This window comes from Pseudomonas sp. PDM21 (assembly GCF_014852505.2).
In the GTDB taxonomy this organism is placed as follows: domain Bacteria; phylum Pseudomonadota; class Gammaproteobacteria; order Pseudomonadales; family Pseudomonadaceae; genus Pseudomonas.
This window is the reverse complement of record NZ_CM181223.1, coordinates 4,463,505-4,483,289: the sequence shown is the minus strand read 5'-3', so window position 1 is coordinate 4,483,289 and position 19,785 is coordinate 4,463,505. Positions and strand designations below refer to the sequence as shown.

Here is a 19,785-nt window from a genome sequence, read left to right as displayed (position 1 = left end):
TTTATGAGCCTGAATCCGAGAGACGCCGTCATTGTCGACTTCGGCCGCACCCCGATGGGCCGTTCGAAGGGTGGCATGCACCGCAACACCCGCGCGGAGAACATGTCCGCGCACCTGATCAGCAAGCTCCTGGAGCGCAACCCGAAGATCGACCCGGCGGAAGTCGAGGACGTGATCTGGGGTTGCGTGAACCAGACCCTGGAGCAGGGCTGGAACATCGCACGCATGGCGTCGCTGATGACCCAGATCCCGCACACCAGCGCCGGCCAGACCGTCAGCCGCCTGTGCGGCTCGTCCATGAGCGCCCTGCACACTGCCGTGCAGGCGATCCAGACCGGCAACGGTGACGTCTTCGTCATCGGCGGCGTGGAGCACATGGGCCACGTCGGCATGATGCACGGTGTCGACCCGAACCCGCACATGTCCCTGTACGCCGCCAAGGCGTCGGGCATGATGGGCCTGACCGCCGAAATGCTGGGCAAGATGCACGGCATCACCCGCGAGGCGCAGGACAAGTTCGGCGTGCGTTCGCACCAGCTGGCCTGGAAAGCGACTCAGGAAGGCAAGTTCAAAGACGAAATCATCCCGATGGAAGGTTACGACGAGAACGGCTTCCTGAAGGTCTTTGACTTCGACGAAACCATCCGTCCGGAAACCACCCTGGAAAGCCTGGCGGCCCTGAAGCCGGCCTTCAACCCGAAGGGCGGCACCGTGACGGCGGGTACTTCCTCGCAGATCACTGACGGCGCTTCCTGTATGATCGTCATGAGCGCCCAGCGCGCCCAGGACCTCGGCGTGCAGCCGATGGCCGTGGTTCGCGCCATGGCTGTGGCGGGCGTTGATCCGGCGATCATGGGCTACGGCCCGGTTCCGTCGACCAACAAGGCGCTCAAGCGCGCCGGCCTGACCATCAACGACATCGACTTCTTCGAGCTCAACGAAGCCTTTGCCGCACAGGCCCTGCCGGTGCTGAAGGACCTCAAGATCCTCGACAAGATGGAAGAGAAGGTCAACCTGCACGGCGGCGCCATCGCCCTGGGTCACCCGTTCGGCTGCTCCGGTGCGCGTATCTCCGGCACCCTGCTGAACGTGATGAAGCAGAACAGTGGCACCTTGGGCGTGTCCACCATGTGCGTGGGCCTCGGTCAGGGCATCACCACCGTCTTCGAACGCGTCTAAGCTTTCGTCGATGGGAGAGCCGGGGCCTTGTGCCCCGGCTTTCGTTTTTGTCGGGCGGGGATTGCCCGACGGCCGCGCAATGAGCACAATCGCCGCCTTTTGGCCGGCCGAGGGAGAACCGACATGCACTTGCAGCCCGGACTGTATCGACATTACAAGGGACAGCAGTACCGCGTTCTCGGCGTCGCCAGGCACTCGGAGACCGAGGAAGAGCTGGTGATCTACCAGGCGCTGTACGGCGAATTCGGCCTCTGGGTACGCCCGCTGAGCATGTTCACCGAGGCGGTGGAAGTGAATGGCGAGAACGTTCCGCGCTTCGCTCTGGTGAGCGCCGAAAACGATCCGCTGGGTCTTCAGACCGGCCCGTCCGGCGAAACCCAAGCTTGACCTTGGCGCGACCGCCACTATATATAGCGGTGCCGCTCCTAGCTCCTCCCTCCTTATAAATTCATCTTTTCGACGCAGGAATATTCCGATCCATGGGTAAATCGCTGGTCATCGTGGAATCACCGGCCAAGGCCAAGACCATCAACAAGTACCTGGGCAACCAGTACGTGGTGAAGTCGAGCATCGGCCACATCCGCGACCTGCCCACCAGCGGCTCGTCCGCGTCGAAGGAGCCTGCGGCAAAAACGCGCAAGACCGCTGCCGAGGCGCCGGCCCTGTCGCCGAAGGAGAAGGCCAAGCGCCAGCTCGTCACCCGCATGGGCGTCGATCCGGAGCACGGCTGGAAGGCCAAGTACGAGATCCTGCCCGGCAAGGAAAAGGTGATCGAGGAGCTGCGCCGCCTGGCCAAGGATGCCGACACCATCTATCTCGCAACCGACTTGGACCGCGAAGGGGAGGCCATTGCCTGGCACCTGCGCGAGGCCATCGGTGGCGACGACTCGCGCTACAAGCGCGTGGTCTTCAACGAAATCACCAAGAAGGCCATCCAGGAGGCCTTCTCCCAGCCCGGCGAGCTGGATATCAATCGCGTGAATGCCCAGCAGGCACGCCGCTTCCTCGATCGCGTGGTGGGCTACATGGTCTCGCCGCTGCTGTGGGCCAAGATCGCCCGTGGCCTGTCCGCCGGCCGCGTGCAGTCGGTGGCGGTGAAGCTGGTGGTCGAGCGTGAGCGCGAGATCCGCGCCTTCGTTCCGGAAGAGTACTGGGAAGTGCATGCCGACCTCGGCACGCCGAAGAACGACAAGGTCCGCTTCGAAGTCGTGCGCGAGAAGGGCGAAGCCTTCAAGCCGCTGAACGAAGCCCAGGCCACCGCTGCCCTGGAGAAGCTCAAGGCCTCCAGCTACAGCATCGCCAAGCGCGAAGACAAGCCGACATCCAGCAAGCCCTCGGCGCCGTTCATCACCTCCACCCTGCAGCAGGCCGCGAGCAACCGCCTGGGCTTCGGGGTGAAGAAGACCATGATGATGGCCCAGCGTCTCTACGAAGCCGGCTACATCACCTATATGCGTACCGACTCGACCAACTTGTCGGCCGACGCCATCGACATGGTGCGCGGCTTCATCGACAGCGAGTTCGGCAAGAAATACCTGCCGGCCAAGCCGAACTTCTACTCCAGCAAGGAAGGCGCCCAGGAAGCTCACGAAGCGATTCGTCCTTCCGACGTCAACCTGCGTCCGACCCAGCTGTCGGGCATGGAGCGCGATGCCGAGCGCCTGTACGACCTGATCTGGCGCCAGTTCGTGGCCTGCCAGATGCCGCCGGCCGAGTACCTGTCCACCACCGTCAGCGCGGCTGCCGGTGACTTCGAGCTGCGCGCCAAGGGTCGCATTCTCAAGTTCGACGGCTACACCAAGGTGCTGCCGCAGCAGAGCAAGCCGGGCGAGGATGACGTCCTGCCGGAAATGAACCAGGGCGACGCGATGAAGCTGCTCAAGCTCGATCCGAGCCAGCACTTCACCAAGCCGCCAGCGCGCTTCTCCGAAGCCAGCCTGGTCAAGGAGCTGGAAAAGCGCGGCATCGGCCGCCCGTCCACCTACGCGGCGATCATCTCCACCATCCAGGAGCGCGGCTACGTCACCACCCACAACCGCCGCTTCTACGCGGAGAAGATGGGCGACATTGTCACCGACCGCCTCAACGAGAGCTTCTCCAACCTGATGGACTACGGCTTCACCGCCGGCATGGAAGAGAACCTCGATGACGTGGCCCAGGGCGAGCGCGACTGGAAAAACGTGCTGGACGAGTTCTACGGCGACTTCCGCAAGAAGCTCGATCTGGCCGAAGCCTCCAACGACGGCATGCGCGCCAACCAGCCGACCCTGACCGACATCCCCTGCCGCGAGTGCGGCCGGCCGATGATGATCCGTACCGCCTCCACCGGCGTGTTCCTCGGCTGCTCGGGCTACAGCCTGCCGCCGAAAGAGCGCTGCAAGGCGACGGTCAACCTGATTCCGGGCGACGAAATCGCCGCGGATGACGAGGGCGAATCCGAGTCCCGCGTACTGCGCGGCAAGCACCGCTGCCCGATCTGCAGCACCGCGATGGACGCCTACCTGGTCGACGAGAAACGCAAGCTGCACATCTGCGGCAACAACCCGGATTGCGCCGGCTACGAGATCGAGGAAGGCCAGTACCGCATCAAGGGCTACGAAGGCCCGAGCCTGGAATGCGACAAGTGCGGCAGCGAGATGCAACTCAAGACCGGCCGCTTCGGCAAGTTCTTCGGCTGCACCAATCCGACCTGCAAGAACACCCGCAAGTTGCTGAAAAGCGGCGAGCCCGCGCCGCCGAAGATGGATGCCATCCGCATGCCGGAACTCAAGTGCGAGAAGGTGGACGACATCTACGTACTGCGTGACGGCGCTTCCGGCCTGTTCCTGGCCGCCAGCCAGTTCCCGAAGAACCGCGAGACCCGTGCTCCGCTGGTTGCCGAGCTGGTGCCGCACAAGGAAGAGCTGGATCCGAAGTACCACTTCCTGCTCGCAGCTCCCGCGAAAGACCCGGATGGCCGCCCGGCGGTAATCCGTTTCAGCCGCAAGACCAAGGAGCAGTACGTACAGTCCGAGGTTGATGGCAAGCCCACCGGCTGGCGCGCGTTCTTCGACGGTGGCAAGTGGAAGGTCGAAGACAAGCGCTGATGGAAGGCGCGCCCCGCTGAGGCGGGGCGTGCTTATACTGCCGAAGTCGACTGCAGAGGGCCCGGTCATGGCGAACGAACTCTATACCCGTACCAACCAGAAGCTGTTCTTCGCCGGCCTTGCCCTGGAAGCCTGGCGCAGCGCCGAAGCGGCGCGTGCGATGAATGCCCAGGCGCGCATCCAGGCTGAACGCGAAGCGGCGCTGTTCCATCTCTACGGAGCGGTGCTGGGCGTAGCCCATGAGATCGCTGGCTACTACCGCCTGCCCCAGGCCGGCGCGCCGCGCGTCGATATGCTGCTGAATGCCGAGGTACTGGCTGCCGCGCCAAGCCCGGAGCTGGCGGAGATGGTCGAGCTGGCGCAATCGCCGGAAGCCTGGCTGGGTCGCCTGCTGGCCGCCTATGCCGCGTTGTTCCAGCCGCCGAGCGAGCCGAGGAAAGCCAAGGTTGATCCGACCCAGCCTCTGATCCAGGCGGTGAATGTCGACGACGAGGCGCCAGCCGAGTTGGGCAATGACGAGCTGGAAACCTGGCGCAAATCCCTGAAGGACCTGGTGCTGCGCTTCCGCGCATCGCTTACCGAGCTCTGATCCCTGCATCACAACCCGCCGGCCTTCCGGTCGGTCCGCGCAAGCTTTGGCTAGGGTGTGGCGGGTGTGGCTGTTACACTACGCGTTCTGCTGTGGAGAACGTCGCTATGCCAACCTCATTTCTGGAAATTGTCGAGCTGCCTGACGGGCGTATCGTGCTGCGTCGTGCGGACGAGGAGGAGGCGCTGGTGACCCTGGAGTTCTCCGCCGATGCCAAGGGCTTCCTGCAGGGCCAGCACATCGAGATCGCCAAGGCGATGTTCAATGTGGGTGTACAGATGGCCGGCCGTCTCGCCGAAGGCGGTGACATGAGCATGGACGACGAAGGTCCGCGCGTCCTGCATTGAGTTCTTCCGCTTCGCCGCGTTCGCGGCGAAGCTTCCCGATCAGATCAACCCAGACGAATATTCAGGCTCTGCGCCTGGCCGGCAACGGCGGCGCGGGACAGTTGCGCGCGCGCTTTCGCGCTGAGATTGAGCCAGCTCACCACGGTGTGGCTGTTGCCCAGGCGCAGCGCTTCGCAGGCCAGGGCCTGGGCGGCGGCCTGATCGCGGGCCGGAAGCAGCAGGATGCCCTGGCGGTTCAGGCCGGCCTTGCGCAGCCAGTCCGGAGTCAGGCTGGACGGCGGAGCGATCAGGGTCAGCCAGCGCGAATCACTTTCCTCGCTCAGCTCGCGGAGCATCGGCGCCAGCAACATCAGGCACTGGCCGGGGAGGCCGCGCAGGGCGATCTCGCTGAAGGCGCTTTCATCGGCGACGGGCTCTTCTTCCATCAGCTCCGGAAGCAGGGGAGCAGTACCGCTTGCCCAGAGTGCTTCCTGGAACAGCGGGAGTTGCGGCAGGTTCTGCGGCTGCGGGTACTGCATGGGTGTCTCCTGTTCAGCGACGGATCACGCCGACGCTCAAGCCTTCGATGACCAGTTCCTGTTCCTTGAGATCGACCTCGATGGGGGCGAACTCCGGGTTCTCGGCGAGCAGCCAGACCTTGCTGCCTTCGCGCTTGAATCGCTTCACCGTGACCTCTTCACCCAGGCGGGCGACGACGATCTGGCCGTTGCGCGCCTCGCGGGTGACATGCACGGCGAGCAGGTCGCCATCCATGATGCCAACGTCCTTCATGCTCTGGCCGCGCACGCGCAGCAGGTAGTCGGCCGGCGGGTTGAAGAAGGTGGGGTTGATCCGGCAGGTGTCATCGACATTCTGCTCGGCGAGGATCGGTGCGCCGGCGGCGACGCGGCCGATGATCGGCAATTCGTCGTCATTGGCGGCGGCCTTGGGTTCGAAGCCGGGGATGCGGATGCCACGGGAGGCGCCCGGGGTCATCTCGATGGCGCCTTTGCGGGCGAGGGCCTTCAGGTGCTCCTCGGCGGCGTTGGGCGACTTGAAGCCGAGCTCCTGGGCGATTTCCGCGCGGGTGGGCGGGTAGCCGTTGGCTTCCAGGCAGCGTTTGATGAAGGCGAGGATCTCGGCTTGGCGCGGCGTGAGCTTCAGCATGTCCATACTCTGGCTTTTTATACAGTGCCTGGAATTATATACAGTGATGGCGGGCTGGCAATGCTTTTATTGGGTGCGGCTGTCGGTGGAACGTTCGTGCATGTAACCTTTGGGCGTTGGCAGGCGTCTTGCTGTAGATCCTCATCGATTCAGGCGTCTCGTCGCATTGCCATGATATTGGTAACAATCCATCGCACTTTGCTTGACAATACAAGACGCTGAAACGTATGTTTCAAACAAGTGTTTGTCAGGCGGAGTAGCCATGGCCCAGTCGGAAACCGTCGAACGCATCCTGGATGCTGCGGAACAGCTGTTCGCGGAGAAAGGCTTCGCCGAAACCTCCCTGCGTCTGATCACCAGCAAGGCGGGGGTGAATCTCGCGGCGGTGAACTATCACTTCGGCTCGAAGAAGGCGCTGATCCAGGCGGTCTTCTCGCGCTTCCTCGGCCCGTTCTGCGCCAGCCTCGAGAAGGAGCTGGATCGCCGTCAGGCCAAGCCCGATGCGCCGCGCGCCACCCTGGAGGAGCTGCTCGAACTGCTCGTGGTCCAGGCCATGGCGGTGAAGCCGCGTAGCGGCAACGACCTGTCGATCTTCATGCGCCTGCTGGGCCTGGCGTTCAGCCAGAGCCAGGGCCACCTGCGCAAGTACCTCGAAGAGGTCTACGGCAAGGTATTCCGCCGCTACATGCTGCTGGTGCATGAGTCCGCGCCGCGCCTGCCGCCGCTGGAACTATTCTGGCGCGTGCACTTCATGCTGGGTACCGCGGTGTTCAGCATGTCCGGCATCAAGGCGCTGCGCGCCATGGCCGAGAACGATTTCGGCGTGAACACTTCCATCGAGCAGGTGATGCGCCTGATGGTGCCGTTCCTTGCTGCCGGCATGCGTGCCGACAGCGGCGTCAGTGATCCCTCGCTGGCGGGTGCGCAGCTCAAGCCGCGCACCAAGTCGAGTGCCGCCCAGGCGCCCGCCAAGGTCTGATCCGGGCCCGGCTTCACGCTGGGCTGCGTCGGTCCGATCGGCTACAGTAGCCGGCCATGGCTGATCTCGATCTTCTCCATATCTCCCTTGCTGACCAGATGCTCTACGGCTTCGCCGCAGGGCGTCTTGTCGTGCGCGTTCCGGTATCCAGCGCTGCCAACGGCGCGGGGGAGCGCAACGGCTCCGGCTGCACGCCACGCGGCTTGCACCAGGTCCGTGCACGCATCGGCGATGGCTTGCCCAAAGGCGCGGTACTGAAGGGCCGACGCTGGACTGGCGAGACCTGGACGGCCGTGCTTCACGAGGCGTTTCCCGGCCGCGACTGGATCCTCTCGCGCATCCTCTGGCTCAGCGGCTGCGAGCCGGGGCGCAATCGGATGGGCGAGGTCGATACCTTCCGCCGCTACATCTATCTGCACGGCACGCCGGACTGCGAGCCCATGGGCACGCCGCTGTCCCACGGCTGTATCCGCCTGCGCAATGATGACCTGCTGGAACTCTTCCCGCAGGTGCCGCTCCATTGCCGGGTCCGAATCGAAGAACCCGCCTGTCCCGAGTGGCAGGTGGCGCAACTGAATTGAAAGGAATGCACATGCAAGGCTCCCTGATGCTCGACATCGGCGGCACCTGGCTTACCGCCGAGGACCGCCAGATCCTGCGCCACCCGGAAGTCGGTGGCCTGATCATCTTTGCCCGCAACATCGAATCGCCGCGCCAGGTGCGCGAGCTGATGGAGGCCATTCGCGCAGTACGCCCTGACCTGCTGCTGGCGGTGGACCAGGAGGGCGGTCGCGTGCAGCGCCTGCGCCAGGGCTTCCTGCGCCTGCCGGCGATGCGCGCCATTGCCGATAACGCCAATGCCGAACGACTGGCCGAGCAGTGCGGCTGGCTGATGGCGACCGAGGTGCTGGCGGTAGGGCTGGACCTGAGCTTCGCCCCGGTACTGGACCTGGATCACCAGCGCAGCGCCGTGGTCGGCAGCCGGGCCTTCGAAGGCAATCCGGAGCGCGCCGTGGCGCTGGCTGGCGCCTTTATCCGTGGCATGCGCGCCGCCGGCATGGCTTCCACCGGCAAGCACTTCCCTGGCCACGGCTGGGCGGAAGTGGATTCCCATGTGGGGATTCCCGAGGACGAGCGCACACTGGAACAGATCCGCGCCGTGGACCTGGTGCCGTTCCAGCGCCTGTCCGGCGAGCTGGATGCGCTGATGCCGGCCCACGTGATCTACCCGCAGGTCGACCCTAACCCCGCCGGCTTCTCCCGCCGCTGGCTGCAGGACATCCTGCGTGGCGAGCTGGGCTTCGATGGGGTGATCTTCAGTGATGACCTGTCCATGGCCGGCGCCCATGTGGTCGGCGATGCTGCCAATCGCATCGAGGCTGCGCTGAGCGCTGGCTGCGACATGGGCCTGGTGTGCAATGACCGCGCCTCCGCCGAACTGGCCCTGAGCGCCCTGCAGCGCCTCAAGGTCACCGCGCCGCAGCGTCTGCAACGCATGCGCGCCAAGGCCTGGCCGGGTGTCGAATACAAGCAGCAACCGCGCTGGCAACAAGCCGTCGGCGAACTGCGCGCCGCACAACTGATTGATTAAGGATTTGCCATGACTGTCTACGCCATCATCGGCGGCACCGGCCTGACCCAGCTGGAAGGGTTGACCCTGAAGGACGCCATCGAGCTGGATACGCCCTACGGCGCGCCTTCGGCGGCCATCCAGCGCGGCGAGTTCGCCGGTCGCGAGGTGCTCTTCCTCGCCCGCCATGGCCACCCGCATCGCTTCCCGCCGCACCAGGTGAACTACCGCGCCAACCTCTGGGCGCTGAAGCAGGCTGGCGCCGAAGCCATCCTTGCGGTGAACGCTGTGGGAGGCATCCACGCCGCCATGGGCAGCGGCCATCTCTGCGTGCCGCACCAGATCGTCGATTACACCTGGGGCCGCGAGCACACCTATTTCGCCGGTGATATCGAGCGCGTTACCCACATCGACTTCAGCCACCCCTATGACGAGCCGCTGCGGCTCAAGCTGATCGCCGCCCTGCAGGCGCTAGGTTATGCCTACAGCAGCCATGGCGTGTATGCCGCTACCCAGGGCCCGCGCCTGGAGACCGTGGCGGAAGTCGCCAAGCTGGAGCGTGACGGTTGCGACATCATCGGCATGACCGGCATGCCCGAGGCTGCGCTGGCCCGCGAACTGGACCTGCCCTACGCCTGCCTGTCGCTGGTGGTGAACCCGGCGGCCGGCAAGTCCAGCGGCATCATCACCATGGCCGAGATCGAGCAGGCGCTGCACGAAGGCATCGGCAAGGTGCGCGAGGTGCTGGGGCGTGTGCTCATAAGCTGACGCTCTCTGCAGGAGCGGGCCATGCCCGCGAATCGCTTGGCGCCGTGCCTTGCAGGTTTGCGAGCAAGCCCGCTTCTTTGAAGAGCAAGAAAAAAGCCCGGCGAATGCCGGGCTTTTTGTTCATTGCGCGGGCTGTGCCGGCGGTGGGGCTTCGAAGCCGCCGTCTGCCGGTGCGGCCGGAGCCTGTTGCTGTTGCGGCGCATCCGGGCCGGTCGGGGCTTCGTCTTCCATGCCGGGCGGCGGGGCGGAGGCGGGCTTGGCGTTGAGCGGGGTCACCTTGATCAGCATGCCCAGGCTCGGGTGGTCGAGGTAGGTCAGCACGCTGTTCTTCAGGCTGGCTTCCTGGACCATGTGCTGGCTGGCGGCGAGCAGGCCGTCCTGGCCGAACTGGTTGATCCAGAAGTCGGTCTGGGTGTTAACGAAGCGCTGCTGGCTGAGGGTGACGGTGCCTTCCACCGGGAAGTGGCCGTCACGCTGGGCGCCTTCGCTCAGGGAAATCTTCACCGGGTTGGCGTCGATCTCCTGGCGCCAGGCCTTGTGCATCAGCACCTGGAAACCTTCGTTCTGCTTGAGCTTGGCCACCTGGGCGTCCATCGCGGTGGGGCGCGAGCTGTCCGGGCCCGGCGGTTGCGCGCCCTTGGCCCAGTCGTCGGGTGCGGGGCGGCTGGCGAACACGGCGTCGCCGGACTGCTGGAAGAGGATCAGCTCCACCTGGTAGGGCTCGGCGAAGGCGGCTGGCGACAGAAGCGCCAGCGACAGCAGCAAGGGTTGGAACAGGCGCATGCACAGGGTCCTTAATGAGTCTGTGGCGTGAGGCGCTCGAGCAGCGCTTCCAGCGTGTTGAACCGTTCTTCCGGGCGCTCCATGGGCACCTGGAACTTGAAGAGGGTGGCCCCTTCGAATTTGTACCGATTGGGCTGGCTCTGGATCATCTTGATCAGCACCAGCGGGTCGACGCAGGTATCGGCGGCGAATTCTACCCGTCCGCCCTGTGGGCCGGCATCTACCTTCACGATCCCGAGCTTTTCTGCCTGCAGTTTCAGCAAAGTCAGACGGATCAGGTTCTTCGCCGGGTCAGGCAGCAGGCCGAAGCGGTCGATCATTTCCACCTGCAGCTCGCGCAGGCCGTCCTCGTCGGCGGCGTTGGCGATGCGCTTGTAGAGGATCAGGCGGGCGTGGACGTCCGGCAGGTAATCCTCGGGGATCAGCGCCGGTACGCGCAGGTTGATGTCCGGACCGCCGCCCAGCGGTTGTTCGAGATTCGGCTGCTCGCCCTTGCGGATGGCCTTCACCGCGCGTTCGAGCATTTCCATGTAGAGGGTGAAACCCACCGCCTGGATCTGTCCGCTCTGGCCGTCGCCGAGCAGCTCGCCGGCGCCGCGGATTTCCAGGTCGTGGGTCGCCAGCACGAAGCCGGCGCCCAGGTCCTGGGCATTGGCGATGGCTTCCAGGCGCTTCTCGGCGTCCGGGGTCATCTGCTTGCGCGGCGGGGTGAGCAGGTAGGCATAGGCCTGGTGGTGGCTGCGGCCGACGCGTCCGCGCAGCTGGTGCAGCTGGGCCAGGCCGAACTTGTCGGCGCGCTCGATGAGGATGGTGTTGGCGCTGGGCACGTCGATGCCGGTCTCGATGATGGTCGAGGCCACCAGCACGTTGAAGCGCTTGTGGTAGAAGTCGCTCATCACCCGTTCCAGGTCGCGCTCGTTCATCTGTCCGTGGCCGATGCCGATGCGCGCCTCGGGAACCAGCTCCGCCAGGTCGCGGGCGCACTTCTCGATGGTCTTCACTTCGTTGTGCAGGAAGTACACCTGGCCGCCGCGCAGCAGTTCGCGCAGCAGGGCTTCCTTGATTACCGACTTTTGCTCTTCCATGACGAAGGTTCGCACGGACAGGCGGCGCGCTGGCGGCGTGGCGATGATCGACAGGTCGCGCATGCCGGCTACCGCCATGTTGAGCGTGCGGGGGATCGGCGTGGCAGTGAGAGTGAGGATGTCCACCTCGCTGCGCAGGGCCTTGAGCTGCTCCTTCTGGCGCACGCCGAAGCGGTGTTCTTCGTCGATGATGACCAGGCCGAGGTTCTTGAACTTCACATCGTCCTGCAGCAGTTTGTGGGTGCCGATGACGATGTCGACCTTGCCTTCTGCCAGCTGCGCCACGGCGCCTTCGACTTCCTTGGCGGACTTGAAGCGGCTCATGACCTCCACGCTCACCGGCCAGTCGGCGAAGCGGTCGCGGAAGCTGTTGTAGTGCTGCTGGGCGAGGAGGGTGGTCGGCACCAGCACGGCGACCTGCTTGCCGCTGTGCACCGCGACGAAGGCCGCGCGCATGGCCACCTCGGTCTTGCCGAAGCCCACGTCGCCGCAGACCAGGCGGTCCATCGGCTTGTCGGCGAGCATGTCGGCCACCACGGCTTCGATGGCGGTCTGCTGGTCCGGGGTTTCCTCGAAGGGGAAACCGGCGGAGAAGGTGGCGTAGTCGACCTGCGGGTCCTTGAACGCATAGCCCTTGCGTGCGGCGCGGCGGGCATAAATGTCGAGCAGTTCGGCGGCAACGTCGCGTACCTGTTCGGCGGCCTTGCGCTTGGCCTTCTGCCAGGTTTCCGAACCCAGTTTGTGCAGCGGCGCCAGGGCGTCGTCGCTGCCGGTGTAGCGGGCGATCAGGTGCAGGTTGGCCACCGGCACGTAGAGCTTGGCTTCGTCGGCGTACTGCAGGGCGAGGAATTCGGCGTTCTGACCGTCGATCTCCAGGGTAATCAGGCCCATGTAACGGCCGACGCCGTGGTCGATGTGCACCACCGGCGCGCCTTCGCGCAGCTCGGTAAGGTTCTTGATGACGTTCTCGCCGCCGTCGCGGGTCTTCTCGCGGCGCCGGCGCTGCATGACGCGCTGGCCGAACAGCGGGCTCTCAGCCACCAGGGCGATGCCCGGCCGGCCCTTGTCGGCGTCCAGCAGCAGGCCTTCGTCCATCGGTGCGATGGTGATCGCCAGACGATCCTGATGCGCCAGGAAACCCGGCCAGCCCTCGACTTCCACCGGGCGCAGCTTCAGCCGCGCCAGCAATTCCAGCAGCACCTCGCGGCGGCCGGCGGACTCGGCGGTAAAGAGGATGCGGCCGTCGAACTGCTCGATGAACTGGCGCAGGCGCGCCAGCGGCTCGGTGGCCTTGGCCTCGATGGCCAGTTCCGGCAGCGCTTGCGCGGGGAAGCGCTCGCGGCCGACGCCGGTGTCGATCGGCTCGGGGCTGACCACCACCCGCGGCCAGCTCTTCAGGCGGGCGAAGCAGTCCTCTACCGGCAGGAACACTTCAGCCGGCGGCAACAGGGGGCGTTCCGGGTCGTAGCGGCGGTCTTCATAGCGGTTGCGCACGTCGGTCCAGAACTGCTCGGCGGCGCCCTCGATGCCCGGCAGGGAGAACACCTGGGTGTCCTGTGGCAGGTAGTCGAACAGCGTCGAAGTCTCGCCATCTTCGAAGAACAGCGGGATGTAGTACTCGATGCCGGCGGGTGTCAGGCCGCTGGCGAGGTCCTGATAGATCGGGCAGCGGCGGTAGTCGACGTCGAAACGCTCGCGGAAGCGGCCACGGAAGCCGGTCACCGCTTCCTTGCGCAGCGGGAACTCGCGCGCCGGCAGCAGGCGGATGCTCTCCACCTTGTCGATGGAGCGCTGGGTTTCCGGGTCGAAGGTGCGCAGCGTCTCGATTTCGTCATCGAACAGGTCGATGCGGTAGGGCAGCTCGCTGCCCATCGGGAACAGGTCGATCAGCGCGCCGCGCACGGCGAACTCACCGTGTTCGTAGACAGTGTCCACGCAGCGGTAGCCGGCAGCCTCGAAGCGGCTGCGCATCTGCTCGACGTCGAGTTTCTGGCCGACATCCAGCACCAGGCTGCTGCCGAGCAGGAACTTGGCCGGCGCCAGGCGGTGCAGGGCGGTGGTGATCGGCACCACGAGCACGCCGCGGCGCAGTTCGGGCAACTGATAGAGCGTAGCGACGCGCTGGGAAATGATGTCCTGGTGTGGCGAGAACACGTCGTAGGGCAGGGTTTCCCAGTCCGGCAGCTGCAGCACCGGCAGGTCCGGCGCGAAGAAGCGCAGCTCCTGCTCCAGGCGCTCGGCGCTCTGGCTGTCGGCGGTCAGCAACAGGGTGAAACGTTTCGCCGGCCCGGCCGCTTCAGCGATGGCCAGGCTCAGGGCGGCCCCGGGGAGGTTGCCCCAGGATTGTTTGCCGGCTGCGGTCGGCAATGTAGGGATACGCAATACGGACACGGGCAGTCTTGGCTCCGGTCGAGGAATTTGACCGGTCGGATTGTAACTATCCCGATTGACGGATGTCAGTCATACGACCGCTGCGGATTGCCGGCGATTGTTCGCGCCGTCATAATGTAGCCCCTTTTTTCTTCTCCTACATGTGGAAGGTATTGCCCGTGACCCAGAAGCCCGACCAGTGTCTCGGTGAGTGGATCGATCGTGAAGCCCTCGCGGAAGCCATGATTCCGCTGATCGGTCAGCTGTACCGTAACAACAACGTGGTGACCTCGATCTACGGCCGTGGCCTGATCAACCGTTCGGTGATCGCGATCCTCAAAGCGCACCGTTTCGCCCGTCACCGCCTGGCCGAAGAAGGCGGGCTGTCGGTTCACGACACTTTCCCGATCCTCAAGGCGATGAGCGAGCTCAAGCTGGGCGCAGCTTCGGTAGACCTGGGCAAGATGGTTGCCAAGTTCAAGACCGAAGGTAACGGCCGCAGCATCGAGCAGTTCACCAAGGACGAGCTGGCCGACGTGGTCGGCAAGCAGAACGGCGGCGCCCGCGAAGGCACCGACGTGGTCCTGTACGGCTTCGGTCGTATCGGCCGCCTGCTGGCCCGAATCCTCATCGAGAAGACCGGTGGTGGCGACGGCCTGCGCCTGCGCGCCATCGTCGTCCGCAAGGGCGCCGAGAACGATCTGGTCAAGCGCGCCAGCCTGCTGCGTCGTGACTCCGTGCATGGTCCGTTCGACGGCACCATCACCATCGATGAAGAAAACAACACCATCACCGCCAACGGCAACCTGATCCAGGTGATCTACTCCAACGACCCGGCGTCGATCGACTACACCCAGTACGGCATCAAGAAAGCCCTGCTGGTCGACAACACCGGCAAGTGGCGCGATGCCGAAGGCCTGGGCCAGCACCTGAAGTGCCCGGGTATCGACCGCGTGATCCTGACCGCTCCGGGCAAGGGTGCGCTGAAGAACGTCGTTCACGGCATCAACCATGGCGACATCACCGCTGACGACAAGATCGTTTCCGCCGCTTCCTGCACCACCAACGCCATCGTGCCGGTGCTCAAGGCTGTGAACGACCAGTACGGCATCGTCAACGGCCACGTCGAAACCGTTCACTCGTTCACCAACGACCAGAACCTGATCGACAACTTCCACAAGGGCAGCCGTCGTGGCCGCGCCGCGCCGCTGAACATGGTGATCACCGAGACTGGCGCCGCTACCGCTGCCGCCAAGGCTCTGCCGGTCCTGAAGGGCAAGCTGACCGGCAACGCCATCCGCGTTCCGACGCCGAACGTCTCCATGGCCATCCTCAACCTGAACCTGGAAAAGGCCACCAACCGCGAAGAGATCAACGAGTACCTGCGCCAGATGGCCATGCACTCGGACCTGCAGAAGCAGATCGACTTCGTGTCGTCCCAGGAAGTGGTGTCCACCGACTTCGTCGGTTCCCGCCATGCGGGCGTCGTCGATGCCGAGGCGACCATCGCCAACGACAACCGCGTCGTCCTGTACGTGTGGTACGACAACGAGTTCGGCTACAGCTGCCAGGTCGTCCGCGTGATGGAAGACATGGCTGGCGTGAACCCGCCGGCTTTCCCGCGCTGATTCAGGCGGTCTAGATAAACGGGAGCTCTCGGGCTCCCGTTTTTCGTTAGTGGCACCCCCATAACCATCAATAAAATCTGCCAATTCCCGAACCTGGAAAGACTTCAAATGGATGGACAACATCTGCATGAAGGCGAGCTGAAGCGCGGTCTGAAGAACCGCCACATCCAGCTGATCGCCCTCGGCGGCGCCATCGGTACCGGCCTGTTCCTGGGCTCTGCCGGCGTGCTGCAATCCGCCGGCCCGTCGATGATCCTCGGCTACGCCATCGGCGGCTTCATCGCCTTCCTGATCATGCGCCAACTCGGCGAGATGATCGTCGAGGAGCCCGTTGCCGGCTCCTTCAGCCACTTCGCGCACAAGTACTGGGGCGGTTTCGCCGGCTTCATGTCCGGCTGGAACTACTGGGTGCTGTATATCCTGGTGGGCATGTCGGAGCTGACCGCGGTCGGCAAGTACATCCAGTTCTGGTGGCCGGACTTCCCGACCTGGGCGACGGCCGCGGTGTTCTTCGTCTTGATCAACGCCATCAACCTGTTCAACGTGAAGGCCTTCGGCGAGACCGAGTTCTGGTTCGCGATCATCAAGGTTGTCGCCATCATCGGCATGATCCTGCTCGGCGTCTGGCTGCTGGCCAGCGGCAACGGTGGTCCGCAGGCCTCGGTGAGCAACCTGTGGGCCCACGGCGGCTTCTTCCCCAATGGCTGGAAGGGCCTGGTGATGGTCCTGGCGATCATCATGTTCTCCTTCGGTGGACTGGAGCTGGTCGGTATCACCGCCGCCGAAGCCTCCGAGCCGAAAAAGGTCATTCCCAAGGCGATCAACCAGGTCATCTACCGGATCCTGATCTTCTACATCGGCGCCCTGGCCGTGCTGCTCTCGCTGTACCCCTGGGATGCCCTGCTGCAGAGCATCAACAGCGCCGGCGATCCCTACAGCGGCAGCCCGTTCGTCAAGGTCTTCTCGCTGCTGGGCAGCGAGTACGCGGCGCACATCCTGAACTTCGTGGTGCTTACCGCCGCGCTGTCGGTCTACAACAGCTGCGTGTACTGCAACAGCCGCATGCTCTTCGGCCTGGCCGAGCAGGGCGATGCCCCGCGCGCCTTCGCCAAGGTCGATGATCGCGGCGTACCGCTGCTGGCCATCGGCGTCTCGGCCTTCATCACCCTGGCCTGTGTCGTGGTCAACTACGTGATCCCGCACCAGGCGCTGGAGTTGCTGATGTCGCTGGTGGTCGCCGCGCTGGTGATCAACTGGGCGATGATCAGCCTGGCCCACATGAAGTTCCGCAAGGCCATGGTGGCCAAGGGTGTGCAGCCGTTCTTCCGAGCGCTGTGGTACCCCTACGGCAACTGGCTGTGCCTGGCCTTCGTGGTGTTCATCCTCGGCATCATGCTGCAGATCCCGGGCATCGACGTGTCGGTGTACGCGATCCCGGTGTGGATCGTGCTGATGGGTGTGTGCTACCTGTTCAAGCGCAAGTCCCCGGGCCAGGCCAGCGCCTGATCCAGTTGAGAAACGGGAGCTTCGGCTCCCGTTTTCTTTTGGTAATGGACCTTTGCCAGGGCGGCAACAGTGGCGCCCGGTGCTTGCGGTAGAATGCCGGCGCCGCGCCCCCGGCGGCTGATGGAGATGACCTTGTCCCGTGCAAGCCTGTTGATCGTACTGGTTCTGGCAGCCCTGAGTGGCTGCGGGCAATCCGTCGAGCGCTTCGGCGGGCCGACCATGGGCAGCAGCTACACGGTGCAGTTCGTGCCGACCGGAAAGTCGCCGGACGCAGCCAGGCTCAAGGCCGAGGTCGACACGATCCTGGCGAGCCTGGACGAGCAGTTCTCCACCTACCGCGACGACTCCGTGGTGTCCCGCTTCAACGCCTTGCCCGCCGGTACCTGCATGGCCTTGCCGGCGGACATGCTGACGCTCTGGCGCTACGGCGAACAGCTTTCGCAACAGAGCGGCGGCGCCTTCGATCTCACCGTCGAGCCGCTGATGAACCTCTGGGGCTTCGGCCCGCAGTCGCGCAGCGAGAAGGTGCCCGATGCCGCCGCGCTAGCGCATGAACGCACCCGCGTCGGCCATCAGCATCTGGGTCTGAACGGCGATCAGCTGTGCAAGGACGTCGATGCGCAACTGGACTTTGACAGCCTCGTCGCCGGCTATGCGGTGGATCAGGTCAGTGCGCGTCTTGCAGAGCTGGGCCTGGCGGATTACCTGGTGGAAATCACCGGCGAGCTCAAGGCCGTGGGCCGCAAGCCCGATGGCACGCCGTGGCGCATTGCCCTGGAAGTGCCCAGCGGCGAGCGCGAGCGGCAGGTGGAGCGCTCGGTGGCGCTGGATGGCATCGGCCTGTCCACCTCCGGCGACTACCGCAACTATTTCGAGGAGGGTGGGCAACGCTATTCGCACACCTTCGACCCGCGCACCGGCACGCCGGTCCGGCATGCGCTGGCGGCGGTCACCGTGGCGGAAGCCCGGGCTCTGCGCGCCGATGGCCTGTCGACCCTGCTGATGGTGCTGGGGCCGGAGGAGGGCTATACCTTTGCCGAGCACAATGGGCTGGCGGCCTTCTTCATCGTGCGTCAGGGCGAGGGCTTCGTGACCCGCGCGACGACGCGCTTCGAAGCGCTGTTTCCGTCGCCTGAATGAAAGCTTCGGCGGGCATGATGGCGGCCCGCAGGCTGGCAACGGCATGTAGTGGCGGCAAAATTCGCCTACCTGCCGACCAACCGCTAATGTGCAGCCTTTTGCCGCAGGGCTAAGCTGCGCCAATGATTTCGATCCGCCTCGGCGCATGTGGTGCCGAGGTTTTGCCGGGAGCGCCAAGCGAGCGCCCCGGCCTGTTCTGAAGGAGTACGCATGGCTGTCTACAACTACGACGTGGTGATTCTCGGCACGGGCCCGGCAGGCGAGGGGGCGGCGATGAACGCCTCCAAGTACGGGCGCAAGCTGGCGGTGGTGGACAGCCGTCGCGTGGTCGGCGGCAACTGCACGCACCTGGGCACCATCCCGTCCAAGGCGCTGCGTCACTCGGTGAAGCAGATCATCGAGTTCAACACCAACCCGATGTTCCGCCAGATCGGCGAGCCGCGCTGGTTCTCCTTCCCGGACGTGCTGAAAAGCGCCGAGCGGGTAATCTCCAAGCAGGTCTCCTCGCGCACCGGCTACTACGCGCGCAACCGCATCGACATGTTCAACGGCACCGCCAGTTTCGTCGACGAGCGCACCGTTGAAGTCGTGACCCCCAGCGGCGCCGTGGAGCGCCTGGTGGCCGACCAGTTCGTCATCGCCACCGGCTCGCGCCCGTATCGCCCGTCGGACATCAACTTCAACCACCCGCGTGTCTACGACAGCGACACCATCCTGTCCCTGAGCCACACCCCGCGCCGCCTGATCATCTACGGAGCCGGTGTGATCGGCTGCGAGTACGCTTCGATCTTCAGCGGCCTGGGCGTGCTGGTGGACCTGATCGACACCCGTGACCAACTGCTGAGCTTCCTCGACGACGAAATCTCCGATGCGCTGAGCTACCACCTGCGCAACAACAACGTGCTGATCCGTCACAATGAGGATTACGAGCGCGTGGAAGGCCTGGACAATGGGGTGATCCTGCACCTGAAGTCGGGCAAGAAGATCAAGGCGGACGCCTTGCTGTGGTGCAACGGCCGCACCGGCAACACTGACCGCCTGGGCCTTGAGAACATCGGCATCAAGGTCAACAGCCGCGGGCAGATCGAGACGGACGAGAACTACCGCACCTCGGTATCGAACATCTATGCCGCCGGTGACGTGATCGGCTGGCCGAGCCTGGCCAGCGCCGCCTACGACCAGGGTCGTTCGGCTGCCGGCAACATCGTCGAGCACGATGGCTGGCGCTTCGTGAACGACGTGCCGACCGGTATCTACACCATTCCGGAGATCAGCTCGATCGGCAAGAACGAGCAGGAGCTGACCGTGGCGAAGATTCCTTATGAAGTGGGCAAGGCCTTCTTCAAGGGTATGGCGCGCGCGCAGATCTCCAACGAGCCGGTGGGCATGCTGAAGATCCTGTTCCACCGCGACACCCTGGAAATCCTCGGTGTGCACTGCTTCGGCGACCAGGCCTCGGAGATCGTCCACATCGGCCAGGCGATCATGAACCAGCCGGGCGAACTGAACACCCTGAAGTACTTCGTCAACACCACCTTCAACTATCCGACCATGGCCGAAGCCTACCGCGTAGCGGCGTTCGACGGCCTGAACCGGATTTTTTGAAGTA

At 64.7% G+C, this 19,785-nt stretch carries 17 protein-coding genes; 13 read left to right on the top strand and 4 right to left on the bottom strand.

What is annotated here, in order from left to right; genetic code table 11:
• Nucleotides 1-3 precede the first annotated feature (3 nt).
• The 5 genes from fadA (at nucleotide 4) to IB275_RS20480 (ending at nucleotide 5,201) form a co-directional block, all read left to right on the top strand.
• Entirely contained in the window at nucleotides 4-1,179 is a 1,176-nt protein-coding gene (fadA, locus tag IB275_RS20500; RefSeq protein WP_081519444.1) for an acetyl-CoA C-acyltransferase FadA, read from the top strand.
• Nucleotides 1,180-1,302: 123 nt separating this feature from the next.
• Nucleotides 1,303-1,566 carry a DUF1653 domain-containing protein gene (locus IB275_RS20495; protein ID WP_045211689.1) on the top strand — a complete coding sequence of 88 codons (264 nt, stop codon included), beginning with the start codon at nucleotides 1,303-1,305 and terminating at the stop codon, nucleotides 1,564-1,566.
• Nucleotides 1,567-1,658: 92 nt separating this feature from the next.
• Nucleotides 1,659-4,265, top strand: a complete 2,607-nt coding sequence (gene topA, locus IB275_RS20490) for a type I DNA topoisomerase (RefSeq protein WP_081519445.1) — start codon at nucleotides 1,659-1,661, stop codon at nucleotides 4,263-4,265.
• Between the two features lie 67 nt (nucleotides 4,266-4,332).
• A complete protein-coding gene (locus IB275_RS20485) occupies nucleotides 4,333-4,854 on the top strand; it encodes a DUF6586 family protein (RefSeq protein ID WP_151187746.1) in 522 nt (173 codons plus the stop codon).
• A gap of 107 nt (nucleotides 4,855-4,961) precedes the next feature.
• Entirely contained in the window at nucleotides 4,962-5,201 is a 240-nt protein-coding gene (locus IB275_RS20480) for a hypothetical protein (protein WP_045211682.1), read from the top strand.
• A gap of 44 nt (nucleotides 5,202-5,245) precedes the next feature.
• Here IB275_RS20480 and sulA read toward each other — a convergent pair whose 3' ends face one another.
• Nucleotides 5,246-5,719 (bottom strand): SOS-induced cell division inhibitor SulA, encoded by a 474-nt coding sequence (sulA, locus tag IB275_RS20475; RefSeq protein WP_081519447.1) that lies wholly within the window; start codon nucleotides 5,717-5,719, stop codon nucleotides 5,246-5,248.
• Between the two features lie 13 nt (nucleotides 5,720-5,732).
• Complete coding sequence (lexA, locus tag IB275_RS20470) at nucleotides 5,733-6,347, bottom strand: transcriptional repressor LexA (protein ID WP_026079098.1); 615 nt, start codon at nucleotides 6,345-6,347, stop codon at nucleotides 5,733-5,735.
• A gap of 262 nt (nucleotides 6,348-6,609) precedes the next feature.
• On the opposite strand from lexA, the gene IB275_RS20465 reads away from it, so the two are divergent.
• Genes IB275_RS20465 through IB275_RS20450 form a run of 4 tightly spaced genes read left to right on the top strand, consistent with a single transcriptional unit; the run spans nucleotide 6,610 to nucleotide 9,664 of the window.
• Nucleotides 6,610-7,326 (top strand): TetR/AcrR family transcriptional regulator, encoded by a 717-nt coding sequence (locus IB275_RS20465; protein WP_017519280.1) that lies wholly within the window; start codon nucleotides 6,610-6,612, stop codon nucleotides 7,324-7,326.
• Nucleotides 7,327-7,382: 56 nt separating this feature from the next.
• Nucleotides 7,383-7,907: a L,D-transpeptidase gene (locus IB275_RS20460; RefSeq protein WP_081519448.1), complete on the top strand. Its 525-nt coding sequence runs from the start codon at nucleotides 7,383-7,385 to the stop codon at nucleotides 7,905-7,907.
• Between the two features lie 11 nt (nucleotides 7,908-7,918).
• Nucleotides 7,919-8,917 carry a beta-N-acetylhexosaminidase gene (nagZ, locus tag IB275_RS20455; RefSeq protein WP_192290753.1) on the top strand — a complete coding sequence of 333 codons (999 nt, stop codon included), beginning with the start codon at nucleotides 7,919-7,921 and terminating at the stop codon, nucleotides 8,915-8,917.
• A 9-nt stretch (nucleotides 8,918-8,926) separates the two neighbouring features.
• Nucleotides 8,927-9,664 carry an S-methyl-5'-thioinosine phosphorylase gene (locus tag IB275_RS20450; RefSeq protein WP_192290752.1) on the top strand — a complete coding sequence of 246 codons (738 nt, stop codon included), beginning with the start codon at nucleotides 8,927-8,929 and terminating at the stop codon, nucleotides 9,662-9,664.
• Nucleotides 9,665-9,784: 120 nt separating this feature from the next.
• On the opposite strand, the gene IB275_RS20445 is transcribed toward IB275_RS20450, so the two are convergent.
• Both IB275_RS20445 and mfd read right to left on the bottom strand, forming a co-directional pair.
• Nucleotides 9,785-10,447: a CsiV family protein gene (locus IB275_RS20445; RefSeq protein ID WP_081519451.1), complete on the bottom strand. Its 663-nt coding sequence runs from the start codon at nucleotides 10,445-10,447 to the stop codon at nucleotides 9,785-9,787.
• Nucleotides 10,448-10,458: 11 nt separating this feature from the next.
• Nucleotides 10,459-13,923: a transcription-repair coupling factor gene (gene mfd, locus IB275_RS20440; protein ID WP_192290750.1), complete on the bottom strand. Its 3,465-nt coding sequence runs from the start codon at nucleotides 13,921-13,923 to the stop codon at nucleotides 10,459-10,461.
• Nucleotides 13,924-14,063: 140 nt separating this feature from the next.
• Here mfd and IB275_RS20435 point away from each other — a divergent pair, with 140 nt between their 5' ends.
• The 4 genes from IB275_RS20435 (at nucleotide 14,064) to sthA (ending at nucleotide 19,781) form a co-directional block, all read left to right on the top strand.
• Nucleotides 14,064-15,530, top strand: a complete 1,467-nt coding sequence (locus tag IB275_RS20435) for a glyceraldehyde-3-phosphate dehydrogenase (protein ID WP_081519453.1) — start codon at nucleotides 14,064-14,066, stop codon at nucleotides 15,528-15,530.
• Nucleotides 15,531-15,638: 108 nt separating this feature from the next.
• A complete protein-coding gene (locus IB275_RS20430; RefSeq protein ID WP_192290748.1) occupies nucleotides 15,639-17,036 on the top strand; it encodes an amino acid permease in 1,398 nt (465 codons plus the stop codon).
• A 126-nt stretch (nucleotides 17,037-17,162) separates the two neighbouring features.
• Nucleotides 17,163-18,176: an FAD:protein FMN transferase gene (locus IB275_RS20425; RefSeq protein ID WP_192290746.1), complete on the top strand. Its 1,014-nt coding sequence runs from the start codon at nucleotides 17,163-17,165 to the stop codon at nucleotides 18,174-18,176.
• Between the two features lie 210 nt (nucleotides 18,177-18,386).
• Nucleotides 18,387-19,781, top strand: coding sequence for a Si-specific NAD(P)(+) transhydrogenase (gene sthA / locus IB275_RS20420; RefSeq protein ID WP_017519271.1), 1,395 nt, complete (start codon nucleotides 18,387-18,389; stop codon nucleotides 19,779-19,781).
• Nucleotides 19,782-19,785 lie beyond the last annotated feature (4 nt).